Annotated in this window: 14 protein-coding genes, 4 pseudogenes and 1 other annotated feature; of the genes and pseudogenes, 4 read left to right on the forward strand and 14 right to left on the reverse strand. The window is 36.5% G+C overall.

Going from position 1 to position 14,303, the window contains the following annotated elements:
* The 11 genes and pseudogenes from BR72_RS16415 to BR72_RS16460 all read right to left on the reverse strand — a co-directional run.
* Positions 1 to 1,168: hypothetical protein (locus BR72_RS16415; protein ID WP_035434614.1), on the reverse strand; the 1,168-nt coding region annotated here is incomplete at its 3' end.
* 230 nt (positions 1,169 to 1,398) lie between these two features.
* Positions 1,399 to 1,557, reverse strand: a pseudogene (locus BR72_RS25745) (DDE-type integrase/transposase/recombinase); the annotation flags it as partial.
* 50 nt (positions 1,558 to 1,607) lie between these two features.
* The gene (argS, locus tag BR72_RS16420) at positions 1,608 to 3,296 is read right to left on the reverse strand and encodes an arginine--tRNA ligase (RefSeq protein WP_035434615.1); all 1,689 of its coding nucleotides are present in this window, start codon (positions 3,294 to 3,296) and stop codon (positions 1,608 to 1,610) included.
* Positions 3,297 to 3,344: 48 nt separating this feature from the next.
* Positions 3,345 to 3,560 (reverse strand) — a binding site (T-box leader).
* Positions 3,561 to 3,600: 40 nt separating this feature from the next.
* Positions 3,601 to 4,377, reverse strand: coding sequence for a class I SAM-dependent methyltransferase (locus BR72_RS16425; protein WP_035434616.1), 777 nt, complete (start codon positions 4,375 to 4,377; stop codon positions 3,601 to 3,603).
* A 45-nt stretch (positions 4,378 to 4,422) separates the two neighbouring features.
* Entirely contained in the window at positions 4,423 to 4,857 is a 435-nt protein-coding gene (locus tag BR72_RS16430) for a BrxA/BrxB family bacilliredoxin (protein WP_035434617.1), read from the reverse strand.
* 84 nt (positions 4,858 to 4,941) lie between these two features.
* Entirely contained in the window at positions 4,942 to 5,325 is a 384-nt protein-coding gene (locus BR72_RS16435) for a thiol-disulfide oxidoreductase DCC family protein (RefSeq protein WP_035434619.1), read from the reverse strand.
* A 5-nt stretch (positions 5,326 to 5,330) separates the two neighbouring features.
* Positions 5,331 to 6,458 carry a conserved virulence factor C family protein gene (locus BR72_RS16440; RefSeq protein ID WP_035434621.1) on the reverse strand — a complete coding sequence of 376 codons (1,128 nt, stop codon included), beginning with the start codon at positions 6,456 to 6,458 and terminating at the stop codon, positions 5,331 to 5,333.
* Between the two features lie 63 nt (positions 6,459 to 6,521).
* Entirely contained in the window at positions 6,522 to 6,860 is a 339-nt protein-coding gene (locus tag BR72_RS16445) for a single-stranded DNA-binding protein (RefSeq protein ID WP_035434640.1), read from the reverse strand.
* 161 nt (positions 6,861 to 7,021) lie between these two features.
* Positions 7,022 to 7,753 carry a Bax inhibitor-1/YccA family protein gene (locus BR72_RS16450; RefSeq protein WP_035434624.1) on the reverse strand — a complete coding sequence of 244 codons (732 nt, stop codon included), beginning with the start codon at positions 7,751 to 7,753 and terminating at the stop codon, positions 7,022 to 7,024.
* Positions 7,754 to 7,829: 76 nt separating this feature from the next.
* Positions 7,830 to 9,722, reverse strand: a complete 1,893-nt coding sequence (locus BR72_RS16455; RefSeq protein ID WP_035434626.1) for an ABC-F family ATP-binding cassette domain-containing protein — start codon at positions 9,720 to 9,722, stop codon at positions 7,830 to 7,832.
* The gene (locus BR72_RS16460; protein WP_035434629.1) at positions 9,719 to 10,366 is read right to left on the reverse strand and encodes an HD domain-containing protein; all 648 of its coding nucleotides are present in this window, start codon (positions 10,364 to 10,366) and stop codon (positions 9,719 to 9,721) included. The genes BR72_RS16455 and BR72_RS16460 overlap by 4 nt, the downstream gene beginning before the upstream one ends.
* Before the next feature lie 126 nt (positions 10,367 to 10,492).
* On the opposite strand from BR72_RS16460, the pseudogene BR72_RS16465 reads away from it, so the two are divergent.
* Positions 10,493 to 10,819: pseudogene (locus tag BR72_RS16465) on the forward strand (hypothetical protein); the annotation flags it as partial.
* Between the two features lie 390 nt (positions 10,820 to 11,209).
* Here BR72_RS16465 and BR72_RS16470 read toward each other — a convergent pair.
* From BR72_RS16470 to BR72_RS16480, 3 genes and pseudogenes are all read right to left on the reverse strand, one after another.
* On the reverse strand, positions 11,210 to 11,758 hold the full coding sequence (locus BR72_RS16470) for a hypothetical protein (RefSeq protein ID WP_035434631.1): 549 nt from the start codon (positions 11,756 to 11,758) through the stop codon (positions 11,210 to 11,212).
* Between the two features lie 107 nt (positions 11,759 to 11,865).
* Positions 11,866 to 12,090, reverse strand: a pseudogene (locus tag BR72_RS27475) (insertion element protein); the annotation flags it as partial.
* Between the two features lie 200 nt (positions 12,091 to 12,290).
* The gene (locus BR72_RS16480; RefSeq protein ID WP_035434635.1) at positions 12,291 to 12,563 is read right to left on the reverse strand and encodes a hypothetical protein; all 273 of its coding nucleotides are present in this window, start codon (positions 12,561 to 12,563) and stop codon (positions 12,291 to 12,293) included.
* Positions 12,564 to 12,940: 377 nt separating this feature from the next.
* Here BR72_RS16480 and BR72_RS25750 point away from each other — a divergent pair.
* The 3 genes and pseudogenes from BR72_RS25750 to BR72_RS16490 form a co-directional block, all read left to right on the forward strand.
* Positions 12,941 to 13,069: pseudogene (locus BR72_RS25750) on the forward strand (TIGR04197 family type VII secretion effector); the annotation flags it as partial.
* A gap of 41 nt (positions 13,070 to 13,110) precedes the next feature.
* Complete coding sequence (locus BR72_RS16485; protein ID WP_035434636.1) at positions 13,111 to 13,473, forward strand: DUF3958 family protein; 363 nt, start codon at positions 13,111 to 13,113, stop codon at positions 13,471 to 13,473.
* Positions 13,470 to 14,303 (forward strand): T7SS effector LXG polymorphic toxin (locus tag BR72_RS16490; protein WP_035434637.1); only part of this gene is annotated, 834 nt, incomplete at its 3' end. The genes BR72_RS16485 and BR72_RS16490, both read left to right, overlap by 4 nt.

A 14,303-nucleotide genomic window follows, 5' to 3' on the forward strand; every position in this document is an offset into this window, starting at 1 on the left:
CAACTAGTGCAATGACTTCTACTTCCATCATTTTCGCAACTTGTTCTGATGTTTTCCCTAACATATCAAAGGATAATACACCCGTTTTTATCAGTTGTCCTTGTTTATTAATGTTGGACCAAGCGAAGTGGTCAAAGTTACAGTCTATTCCAATGACACCATCGGATTTGCTGAAGTTCTTATTTTGGTCCTCTTCAATATCTATTAAACATTTAAAAATGTAGTAATCCCCGTGGTCTTCAATTGCCCAACTGATTGGTTTTCCTGCATTCTTTTTATCTTTGCAATTCCATTGGGTTTGAATAGCTGCATTCACTTGTTCTTGTCCATACGGAAATGTAAGGTTAGGAATTTCAACTGCAACGCCGTTTGGGGTTGTAAAGTGTAATAATTGTGATTCCGTATTATACGTAAATACAAAGTTTCCTGATTTCGCGTCTTTCCGACCTGAAATCAGCATTTGATTGTAACGGGCCTCTTCAAAATCCTGCACCCAAAGTGTATGATTTTGAACATAAGTATCTACGGTATGTTGTGCTTTGAATAATTTTTTACTCCCAAATACAACAGAAGAAACTTTGTTTTTTAAACTATGAAGTAGTTTTTGTAGTCTATCCAACCGAAATGCAAGGTTACCTAAACGAGAACGAAGTGTTTGAATACGCACATCCAAATATTCATGCTCAAATTGATAAGCATGATAGTAAATATCTGTTTTCTCTTTAAATTGAACAACAAAATATCGTCCCCTTTGTTGTTCTTTGGACGTTTTATTGAACGTTGGTTTCCCTTTAATAAACGATGTTTTTATTTTATTCAGCACTGTTAAATCTGACTTGGTTTTCTTCATCTTCTTTTTTACAGCTTTCATCTGTTCATTTTTATTTTCGATATACAATTTCTTCAATTCTGTCTGAGAAGAAAATAGTGCATTGGCTTCCTGTACAGCACTATTTGCAAAATAATCATTCAGACTAAATCGTGATTTCACAGTAATCTGCATACTATCAGAACGTCTGGAAGTACCAGAACGTTTTTCTAACACTTGCGTTTGAAAAGCGAAATGCTTCGCACGGTTAAATACGAAAAGAGCATGTCCAATCGCTTCAACATATTTCGGATTCAGTACATTCTTATAGATACGAATTGAAAAATATGCTTTTTTCACTGAACACACTCCTTTCTTTTTATGTATACACAAAGTATATCAAATAAGAACGTACGTTTCTATTCGTATACTAAAAAAAAAACAAAAAAAGCGATTCATCCCCCCTACCGTTGCACGCTTGAGGTAGGGGGCTTCTCGCCAGATATAATAAAGTTATTTAATTTTCTCTTTATAAAAAAGGTTCTTGTGGAAATATAGGAAGAAGAACACGGATACTAATAGATTCCTACAGGTTTTTTATCTGCTGTTATTACACGAGGTTTAGAAACGTACAAAAAAGCCAAGGCTTTCTTGAAAAAGCACTTGGCTGCTTGTTTATCCCTTGATTTACTTCAATAAAAATCAATGGTGTTCCCTTCTGAATCAACGGCGTGATATAAATACGTCCATTATCTTTTTAGATCAATAATTGTAAAGGGGCAATTCTCTTTTACATCTATTACATCTCCTCAGGCGCTTCAATCCCAAGTAATCGTAACCCTTCTTTTAATACAACAGCCACCGCATTTACAAGTGCAAGTCTACTTTCTTTCTCTGCATTCTCTTCTAAAATACGAACGTTACCGTAATATTTGTTAAACGCTTGCGCCACGTCTAATAAATATTTTGCAATATGAGATGGCTCATATTTCGCAAAAGCTGTTTCAATGACTTGCGGGAAGCGATGAAGCAGTTTTATCACTGTCCAGCTTATATCATCTGTTAACTGTAATTCTTGTTTTTCAATATCCATATCGCTTTTTTTCAACAGCGAACAAGTACGCGCATGCGTGTATTGTACGTATGGCCCTGTTTCCCCTTCGAATTTCAACATATTTTCAAGCGAAAATTCAATATTATGCATACGTTCGTTTTTTAAGTCATGGAAAATAACTGCGCCAACCCCGACTTGTCTCGCTACTTCAGCTTTCTTCTTTAAGTTAGGATTCTTCTCTTCAATATTTTGCTTTGCAAGCGTAATTGCTTCTTCTAATACCTCTTCTAGTAAAACAACTTTCCCTTTACGAGTAGACATTTTCTTACCATCTTTTAAAATAAGTCCAAATGGAACGTGAGACATGCCTTCTACCCACTGGAATCCTAATTTCTTTAGTACAGTGAAAAATTGTGAGAAATGTAAGCTTTGTTCATCTCCAACGACATATAGAGCTTTATCAAACTTATACGTATTTTGACGATATAGTGCAGCTGTTAAATCACGTGTGGCATATAGAGTAGCTCCATCTGACTTTTTAATTAAACATGGCGGCATTCCTTCTGCTTCTAAATTAACAACTTGTGCTCCGTCTGATTCTTCTAGTAAACCTTTTTCTTCTAGAAGCGTAACGAAATCATCCATCTTATCATTGTAAAATGCTTCCCCTTGAAAATTCGAGAATTCTACGCCAAGCAGTTCATAAATGCGAGAGAATTCTTTTAACGATTCATGACGGAACCAGTTCCACAAATATACCGCTTCTTCGTTGCCATCTTCCAGTTTCTTAAACCAGGCACGACCTTCTTCTTCAAGCATTGGATATTCTTTTACTTCTTCATGAAAACGTACATATAACTTAAATAACTCACGAATCGGATCTTCTCTAACAAGCTCTTCATCGCCCCATTTTTTATAAGCAGTAATGAGTTTTCCAAACTGCGTTCCCCAGTCGCCAACGTAGTTAATACCTACAACTTCAAAACCACATTTTTCACATATTTGTTTTAATGCATTTCCAATCATTGTAGAACGTAAATGTCCCATCGAAAACGGCTTCGCGATATTAGGAGATGAATAGTCAATTACAACCGTTTTTTCTTGTCCAAAGTACAACTGTCCATATTCTTCTTTTCCGTCTAATATTGTATTTAACACTTCATTACTAACAGTTTGACGATCAAAGAACACATTTACATATGGTCCAACCGCTTCTACTTTTGTAAAAAATGGGTGCGATAATTGATTTGCTAGTTCCTGCGCAATAACTGCTGGAGATTTTTTATATTGCTTTGCTAATGTAAAACAAGGAAAAGCTGCATCACCAAACTCATCTTGCTTTGGTGTTTCAATTAAAGCAGCAATTTGTTCTAATGATAAACCTGGTTCTAATACGTCGAATACATGCTTTGCAAACTTCATTTTATATTCCATCAGTATCTTCCTCCTTTTTATCAATAAAAAAACTCGCCTCTTTTCTAAAAAAGAGACGAGTTTACACCCGTGGTACCACCCTTGTTGTTCATTACGAACCACTTTCCCGTTTATAACGAGGTTAGGGAGCCCCGGCTTACTCTACTATACCGTTCAAGCAGCATCTCCGAAGTGCGCTTCATTATTTTCTCTGCACTAGGCTTTCACCATCCCTAGCTCGCTTCTGCTTCTGAAAATAATTACTCTCTTCATCCAAGATTTTCTATACAATTTATTATAATCTATTATACATATTGTCTAATAATTAGCAAGTTTCAATCACACCAAAATGAAATTTTGCGCTTTTTCGTTTGTAGACTGAGAAGTTATGTTTTTCAAAACGCATGCTGCGAAAATGATCCTTTAATACAACACGTTTTCGCGCTACACGCTTAGCCTCTTTCATTGTCTCATTTGTAATATCATTGTACAATGCAAAATGCTTTAAACCACGAATCCCATCAGATTCTAATACTGTTTCTTCAAACATCGGATCTAAATATACGACATCATAACTATGATCAGCACATTGCTCTAAAAAAGATAAATGCTCCGTATGCTTTACAGTAATTCGCTGCATCGCTTCGGTAATTTCTGTTACACCTGCATCCCACTGCTGAATACCTTTTTCAATTAAATACGCCATATAGCGATTACCTTCTAACCCAGTGACCTGTCCTGCTTCTCCTACAGCATAACTTGCCACAATGCTATCAGATGCCATGCCAAGTGTACAATCTAACACCGTCATCCCTTTTTCTAGCTGCGCAGCTTGCAGAAATGGATCATGTTCACCGCGCATTAATCGCTTCACACGAAACATCGCTGAGTTCGGATGAAAAAAGAACGATTCTTCCGTTCCTTGCGGGTAAATCGCTAATCGATTTTTCCCTGCAACAAGTACATCTTGTTTATATTGCTCATGTAATTCATAAATTGGACGATCATTTCTCACAAGAAAAGAACTTTGCAAATCTGCTGCTATTTTTTCAGCATATGCAGTCATTTCTTTATTTGTTCGTCCAGCTGTCGTTACAATCATTCTTTCACCTCAATACTAAGAAAAAGGGAGAAAATCTCTCCCTTTTTAGCAATGCTTTTCAAAAGCTTGTTCTAAGTTTTGAATAATCTCTTCCATTGTTGCACCTTCAATTTCATGACGGTGAACGAAGTGAACAACTTCTTTTCCTTTTAATAGTGCCATAGATGGTGAAGATGGCGGAATTTCATCAAAGTAAGAGCGCATCATCGCTGTTGCCTCTTTATCTTGACCTGCAAATACAGTAACAAGGTTGTTAGGTTGCTTCTCAGAACGCACAACCGCTTGACCAGCTGATGGACGCGCTAAACCTGCTGCGCAACCACAAACAGAGTTCACAACAACTAATGTAGTTCCTTCTGCATTTTCCATGTATTCTTGTACACCTTCTGCCGTTGTTAATTCTTTAAATCCTGCGCGTACTAATTCTTGACGCATCGGAATTACCATTTGGCGCATATATTCTTCGTATGCATTTGTCATGTTACCAATCTCTCCTTCAACTTTCATTCCAAATTCATCATATCACGCTCTAATACTAGACGCAAAAGAAACATCATGACTTTCTTATTTTTTCCTTGGGATTTCACAAACACCATTTTTACAATGTCCAACAGGGACAATTTCCCTTTTTGTTGCAATATAATCATATACTACATGACCAAATCCGAAAAGAATTGATAGTTTAATAAAAGGTACGATTGCCCAGTAAGCTGGAATTACTTTCGCTAAGACATATACACTTTGAATCCCTTTATACCAGCGGGCATCCTTATAAATGTATAAATGTTTCTCCATGTTTTGCTGCATCTCTTCTGATAAACAATATTGCTGAACAACTTCTTCATCGCGAAACGAAACAAATGTTATTTTTCCTTTTTTATCTAGTTCCTTCGTTCGATTTGCAACCTTTGTACACATCGGGCACCAACTATCGTAAAAGACAATCATAGTTATTATTCCCCTTTTCTGTACTCCGTCATTTGCTTCCATACAGAACCTTTAGCCTCTTCACCGCCTTCAATACGTTCAAGTGCTAAACGTGCTTGCATTGCTACTTCAAATTCTGGATCCTCTTGCGCTACGCGAAGTGCTGGGATTGCACTTTCGTCACCAATTTCAAATAGAAACATTGCCGCACGCCAACGTACAAGTTTACTTGAATCTTTTAACGCTTTAATCATCACAAACATTGCAGCAGGATCACCGATATCTGATAAGCAATCACCTGCTGTGCGGCGTACACTAACTGATTTATCTAATAATGCCTTATAGAATAAAGGCAAGACACGTTCCCCTTTGACCATTCCTAAATAAGCAGTTGCTAAGCGGCGAATCGATACTTTTTCATCTTCTAGCGCTTTCTCTAATACAGGAATATCTTCTTCTGTTGGATCCATTTGTTCAAGCGCTGCATAGCGTTTTGTCCAATCAGAATCATTCATCATTTCCTCTGTTACTTTATATGGCTCACGCTTTGTAATCGTTACTTCTACTTCCCCTGCCTGCTGTAATAATTCTTGGACAATTGCCTCTACACGATCGGCTGGATACGTTGCAACAACCTCCTCCGCAACTTCTTTTCCAATCTCTTCAAAACTACCATAACGTGTACTTTGCTCCATCCATTTACGCTCTTTCACAACATTTGGTGCTGTCATTTGCACTTTCATAATCGCTTCTTTAAAACGGTCTGGTAGCCCTACGCGTTCTTCAGTTGTACCATCGGTTAGTTTCACTTGCATCGGAATGGTAAAGAACATTTGAATAAACACTTTCACTTCCCCAAAATGGGCATTCTGTTCTTGTTCGCTCTCTGTTACGACTTCTTCACCGAAGACCGCGCGTACTTGCTGTAAAATATGTTTCCAGTCAAATTTCGCATTACGCTCTACTGCTAAAAAGTCCGCTACATGATATACACCTTTTACACCTTCAATTTGCAAAATTTGCTGCACTCTCTCTGGAGCCTCTATTGCATTATCACGCGTATAATTGTTTCGTGCTCCTGCTGGTAGTACTTCATTTAAAATAACCTTCATTGTATTTGGACTTGGTGTCGGTTCAATGCCTTTAATCTTCACGTAATTTCTCTCTCCTTTATTGCTGTTCTTAGCTGTATTGTAACATGTTCTCAATTAAGACTCCTACTGAGGTGCTTGCTCTTTTTTCTTCTCTAAAAATGTAATTCTTTCAATCACAACTTCTGTCTTATATATTCTCTTGCCACTCTCATTATTGTATTGACTCGTATGAATATGTCCTGTTATACCAACAAGTTCCCCTTTTTTGCAGTATATCGTTACATTCTCCGCTGATTTCCGCCAAATCATGCAATGAATAAAATCTGCTTGTTGCTCTCCTAAACTATTACGAAATCCTCTATTTACCGCAACACATATACGTGCATAAGCAATTCCTTGCTTTGTATAGAATAACTCTGGATCCTTTGTTAATCTGCCAATTAACGCAACTCGATTCATCATACGATTCATGTCACCTCTTCGTTTTTTTCTTTATTGTAGAAAAAACGAGATGTGTAGTAAAAAATGTAAAAAAATATTTTTCCATATAAAAATTCGTCTTTATCTCTATAAAATTCCAAAAAGAAATCCTGCATGATACAATCATGCAGGATTTCAGTACGTTAATCATTTTTTACAAAATAAGAAACGAAACGTAAAATTTCTAAGTATAACCAAACTAATGTCATCATTAAGCCCATCGCACCGTACCACTCCATATATTTTGGAGCGCCGCCGCGTGCACCGCCTTCAATGAAATCGAAGTCTAACATTAAGTTTAATGCAGCAACAACAATTACAACTGCGCTGACAATGATACCAATTGTTCCGCCTTGATGTAAGAATGGAACTGGCACGCCAAATAGCTGTAAAACGAAAACGGTTAAATACATAATCGCAATTCCAAACGTTGCTGCCATTACACCCGTACGGAACTTATCAGTCACTTTCACAACACGCGTCGCATATAACACTAACATTGCTAGTAAAATAGAGATTGTTAATAGCACTGCGTGTAATATAATATAATCACCAAACTTCATTGTATATATAGCGGAAATACTGCCTAAAACAATTCCTTCCACTGCTGCATAAATTGGTGCTGTAATTGGTGAAATACGCGGTACGAATATCGCTACAAATGCGATAATTGTCGCAATAATTAATGCACCAAATAACACTGGCATTTGCATTTTATTTTGCATCATCTGCATATACGAGTACACAGACGTTCCTAATAACAATATGAGCATAATAAACGTTTTAGCAACAGCACCACCGACTGTCATTGCTGAAGTACTTACGCCCTCTTTACGAAACGTATCTTTCTTTAACATTGGATTAGATGTGCGCATATTTTCCCTCCTAAAATAGATTCTACCAAATAGTGTAAAGGTTTTCTCTTTACATTTCAACATATGCAGCTTGTTTTTACTTTAATCCTTCTACAATGTCAGATAATTCACTCCAACGCTCCATAGTCTGTTCTAATTCTTCTTCTGTTCGCTGCTGCTCTTCAGAGAGTTGCTGCGCTTTCGTATAATCAGCGCCCACTTTTTCTAATTCTTCTGTAATGCTTTCAATTTTCGCTTCTAATTCTGCGATTTTATCTTCAATCGTTTCCCATTCACGCTGTTCATTATAGGATAGCTTACGTTTTCTTTGTTGTTTTGGCGCTTCTTCTACTTTCTTTTCTTTCTGAACTTCTGCTTTTAACAATGCTTCTTGTGCTTTTTTCTCATCTAAATAATCGCTATAGCTGCCAAAGAAGATGCGAACGTTTCCGTCCCCTTCAAATACAAACAGCTCTTCTGCAATTTTATCAAGGAAATATCGATCATGCGAAACAGTAAGGACAACACCAGGAAACTCTTCTAAATAATCCTCAAGCACGGTTAATGTTTGCGTATCTAAATCGTTCGTCGGCTCATCTAAAAGCAAAACATTCGGTTCTCCCATTAAAATACGCAATAAATATAATCTTCTTTTTTCACCACCTGATAATTTGCTAAGCGGTGTACCATGTGTGTGCGGTTCGAATAAGAAACGTTCTAACATTTGCGAGGCACTGATCGTTTTTCCATCTGTCGTATGAATCACTTCAGCTGCTTCTTTAATATACTCAATCATCCGCTGATTTAAATTCATATCTTCATTTTCTTGCGTATAGTATGCGATTTTTACCGTTTGCCCAACTTCAATCTCACCGCTGTCCGGTGTGATTTTACCAGCAAGCATGTTTAATAGAGAAGATTTCCCGCTGCCATTCGCACCGATAATACCGATACGATCCCCTGGTTTCACTATATATTGGAAATGATGAAGAACCGTTTTATCACCAAATGTTTTTGTCACATCTTTTAATTCCAATACTTTCTTTCCAAGTCGGCTACCTCCAAGTGCAATATCAACGTTTTGTTTTGCACTTGGCCCTTCTTGCTTTTGCAATTCTTCAAAGCGCTGAATACGTGCCTTTTGCTTCGTAGAGCGTGCCTTCGCACCGCGGCGAATCCAAGCAAGCTCACGGCGATATAAGTTTTGACGCTTTGCTTCCTGCGCTATTTCTTGTTCTTCTCGAAGTGCTTTCGCTTCTAAAAAAGCACCGTAATTTCCTTCATAGCTATATAACTTGCCATTTTCTAATTCAAAAATACGGTTCGTTACACGATCTAGAAAATAACGATCATGCGTAACAAGTAAAACGGCTCCTGTATAACGTGATAAATATTCTTCTAGCCATTCTACCGTTTCATGATCAAGATGGTTCGTCGGCTCGTCTAAAATTAATAAATCTGGTGTTTGAATAAAACATTGCGCCATCGCAATACGTTTTTTCTGTCCGCCCGATAAATTCCCAACTTCCGCTGAGAAATCAGTAATACCGAGCTTTGTTAACAATGATTTTGCATTTGCATTCGCTTCCCAAGCATTCATTGCATCCATACGCTGCTGAACTGCAAATAATGACTCCTGCGCTTTTTCACTTGTTGGATTTTTTTCTAAGTTCAATAATGTTTGCTCATACTCACGAAGAAGACGAATTAACGGTGTATCACCATGAAACACTTGCTCTAGTACAGTTAAATTTCCTTTAAAATCTGGTTGCTGTGATAAATAACTAATCGTATACCCACGTGTATGCGTCATTTCCCCTGTATCTGGAATTTCTACACCCGCAATAATTTTTAATAGCGTTGACTTCCCTGTTCCATTTACACCGATAATACCAGCGCGTTGTCCTTCGGCAATACTAAAAGATAGGCCATTAAATAATGGTTTATCTCCATATGATTTCGATACATTTTCAACTGTTAACATTCTCATATTTGTGCATTCCACTCTTTCATAAATTGATCAATAAATTGCTCCATATAGCGATGACGCTCTGTTGCCTCTTCCTTCGCTGCATCTGTATTCATTAAATCTTTTAACTTCAACAATTTTTCATAAAAATGATTTAGTGATGGTTCATCGCTTTTTCGATATTCTTCCTTCGTCATCGTTTCACGCGGTGGAATGTTTGGGTCATACAGTAAACGTCCCTTTGCACCTCCATAAGCAAATGTTCGTGCAATCCCAATTGCTCCAAGTGCATCAAGTCGGTCTGCATCTTGAACAATTTCTCCTTCTAACGTCGCAACAGTTCCGCCGTGTCCACCCTTATAAGACATATTAGCAATAATATGAACAATATGCCGTGCATCTTCTTGGCTAACACCTAAGTGCTCCAGCCAGTCTGTCACTTTCTTCATACCTGCTTCTTCACTTTCATTTAACTTCTCATCTGCAACGTCGTGAAGTAACGCTGCCATTTCAATAACGAAGCGATTCCCACCTTCTTTTTCAAACAATGCAATCGCTAATTTATGTACGCGTTCAATATGGTACCAATCGTGACCACTTGCATCTTTTTCCAATATGTTTTTAACAAATGTAATCGTTTTTTCAATTTGTTCTTGTTTATTCATAATATCTTCACCCAATTCACTATTGTAACACGCCCTCATTTTTTCATCACATATTTTCTTGTCCGCCCATATTATATGTTGTACTTATGTCATGAAGGAGGAAAAATAATGTTTTACAACTCGCAACAACCCTATTATCAACCATATCCTGAACCACAACCACAATACCAGTATCATTATGATCCACGCTTCCCACAAGCCAGCCCAACAATACCAACTGAACCAACTGAACAACAAATCCAGCAATATGCTGCACAATTTCAACACTTAAAACACCCCGTATTAAACCTCGTTAAACCTTGGGTAGAATACGGGGTAAAAGAAGCAAAATATACATCCGTATCACACGCTATGACGGAAATTGCGGCAATTACGTACTTAATTGGAAAAGGTTACAATCCAACAGTTGCTCATTATATCGTTGAATCTTGGGAGAAAAATGAACAGTTTTAAACTTGTTCGTTTCGTAAAACATACAAACTATGAAAGTGCCAAAAGACCTTGATACAGAAGGATTCTGGTGCTTTTTTCTTTCAATAGGCTACTTTATCATGAAAATATTTTTCATATTTTTTCGCGTGTTTTTATATGATTCGTGGTCAAAATGTGGTCAACCGGACCAAAGAAAAAACCTTTATATCAGTATTATGTGAGGATCAGTACGAATAACATGCCATCCAAATAAATAAAAAACCTTCTCATATGAGTAACGGGTTCACTTGTGAGGTGCAAAATATAAAAACACATTACAAATCTCAAGCGAAATAGAAGAATGTTCACCGATGAATTCTCAATATAATTCACATCAAAAACAGGCTTGGAGAAGTCTCTCCAAGCCTGCTTTTATTTACCGTTAATATCCAAAACTAATGTATCAAATAACTTACCATCAATATAAACCAAAAGTGCCCATTTTCCTGCTTCTGGGAAAGTAATGTGTGACGGCATACTTGAATCAGCACCTGAAATCTTGCCACCACCTATCCCATTCTTCCTCGACCAACCATCACCTAAAATTGGAGTTATCTTTAAAGTATCTGCATTATAACCAACAATTGTCAGTTCGCCTTTATCCACTCCCCAAAAATGCCATAACCATTTTTGAATTTCATTGGCTTTAAAATCTGGTTCTCCATTAGAATTCAAATCAGGACCAATAAATCCAATTTTATTTTTATTGCCCACCATCTCATTTCTCGTACCCGTATCAAAAACAGTAACCGTTCTATCCCAATCAATCTTTTCGAAGTCCTTCTCCTTTACAAAGCTTGGAATGTCTTCAGGCAGGGTGATTTTAAATGTATCTTGAGTTTTTCGAACCTTTGATGATTCACAACCGCTTATAACAAATAGGCATAGTAAAAATACTGCAAAAAGCGTCTTTACTTTCACAATGCCTCCCCCTTTTTATAAAAAAACAGTTATTGTGTGTTCCTTCTAATATTAACATAAAAACCCAATAGTCCTTATAAAAAACCACCCCTTTTTCAGGAGTGATTTCATTTGAAATATAAAATATCATTCAATGTAAATTGTTTATTTGTAACCCCAAGTTGTTGAGCGGGAGTTTATTTTTCTTTTCCTTGTGTCTTTATTGTTAAGCAAAAATTATAGTAGGTGCGAAGAATGGTAACAGCCATTTGAGTATATTTAGGATTAAAGTTTGTATAGATATAACTCTTCCCGCCACCTCTTGCCGTTACCAATGGTCTTTCAAGGATGGATAACCTCCCTTTTAATTCACATATCAATTCACATACCCTCCAATAATTATTTCCATATCGGTGATTATTTATGTGAATTTTGAAAAAATATCCATAAACATTGATATTATAACAAAAAAACCACATTAGAATTCATCTGAGAATTCTAATGTGGTTTCCATTGTGTTTTAATTGTTTGCACCTCACAAGTGAACCCGTTATCATATGAGAGGACTTTTTACTTTATTTATTAAATTTCTATGAAAAGTACCTTCTAAGTATCTAAATGCAACTGCCTCTTCTCTTGTCATTTCTCTTACATAAATTGAATCCTCACGTGTCACTGGTTCTAATAATACCAATCCCGACATATTTCTATACTCTCTTTTAAAATTTATTTTATCTTTCTCACTATAAAGTTTACTAAGAAATAATCCAACAGGAACGGGAGTTAAAAAATTATTGTTTTCATCAATAATATTAATATCTATCATCAATTTCCCGAATGTGAAACAAGAAATTTTTATCTTGCTGAGATACTTGTATTAAATACGCTGTTATCTTTTGTTCATCTATTATTGTCAATTCCACTAAAATCATCCCCTTTATTGTTATTATGTGTAAAATTTTAACAACAGAATATTAACGAAGTGTAAATTCAGTATAAGTTTTCCATTAATATTAAAAGTTAATGATGCACTATTTTTATAATTAAATTGACTTTCGGACTTAAAAAACATCTTCAAAATAAAGATACTCTATTTCTATCAATATAAAAATATATACTAATATGGTATAATTTTCATGTTTTATTAAGTGTAGAAAGGATTCAAGCGATGGGACAATTTCAAAGTAATTTTCAAACGGCACAGCAAATCAACAAGCTTTAGAATTAACAAAACAATTTTATAGCGCCTTTCAACAAGCTGTTAACAACATTCATTCTGTGGCCCAGGACTTTGAGCGTATGGATAACGAACTTCAAAGAATTTTCAAGTGATATAGCAACCTACACGAACATAGAAAAGTAGGAGTGAAAAAATGAGTCAAGATATCCAAAAACAAATGAGTCAACTGAACGAAAAATTAAGAAGTCTGTCTGAAGAACAATATCAAAATCAACGCGCGATTCAAAAGCAAGAACAAGCGGAAGCAGATTTTTATCAGTGGAAAGGGCGAAGCTATCGCTTGTTTGACCGTATATTAGAAACTTGGCATAATGATAGAGAACTAGGACAATTTTTTCATAATTTACGTCAAGATGCTGGGCAAATTGAACGAAAGCTTACCAACGAATTGGAAGATCAAAAAGAAACGTTGCTAAAGGAGAAAAAAAACTTAAGTAACCTAGAAAATGATCTTCACCACCAACGCCAAAAATTAGCACTGGAGGTGAGGTCATGAGCCTAAACATGTATCTAGGAGAAGTACAATCTCAAACACAAAGTATGAATGCTATGTGCAATGCTACCATTCAAGGCATGGAACAAGTCATCAATTCGATTGACACTTTTGTATTTGATGCAGTTTTGAAAGGACAAACGTATGACAGTGCAAAAGCCTACTTTGCACAAACCTTCCGCCCTTTAGCGCAAGGAATCATTTACTTGTGCGAAGAATTGATTCGTCAAAATAATGCCTTCCCAAACGATTTCCAATCACGAGTAGCTTCAATTGATGTCATCGAACAAGAAATACTAGAACAAATGCGAACAATTGACCAAACAAAGGCAGGTATTGAAGTAATTAGTAATACTCTTCCTGGCATGCAAGCTATGATGGGTATTTTTGATTTGATGAAACGAAAGCTGCAAGAAAAGCTAAACCATCTGCGTGAATTCAATTCTACTTCTAGTAGTAATTATGATACAGCAATCCAACTAGCTGCGAGCATCGCGAAAGGGCTTGCGGAAGTTCAAAGCGGAAAAGGTTTTAGCCCCGCATCAGGCACATTTAGTACGCAAGGGTTAAATATGGAGTGGACAGGGCCTATTCAAAAAATTGCAGAAGATAAAGCTCGTGAAGCTGAAATTGAAAAAGAAATTGAAGAAGAAATGGCCTTAGAAGAACAAGAAGCCAATATACCATGGTATCAAAAAACAGGTACCGCTGCTTTGGAATTTCTACAAGGTATTCCCGGATTTTCTCAAGGTTTTGACATTGCAATTGTCGAAAACGTTTTTGGATTAACACCACCTGTAAGTGATGAATTAGAAAACAGTTCAAGCTATCAA

It is taken from the genome of Bacillus sp. UNC322MFChir4.1, from assembly GCF_000746135.1.
Classification (GTDB): Bacteria; Bacillota; Bacilli; order Bacillales; family Bacillaceae_G; genus Bacillus_A.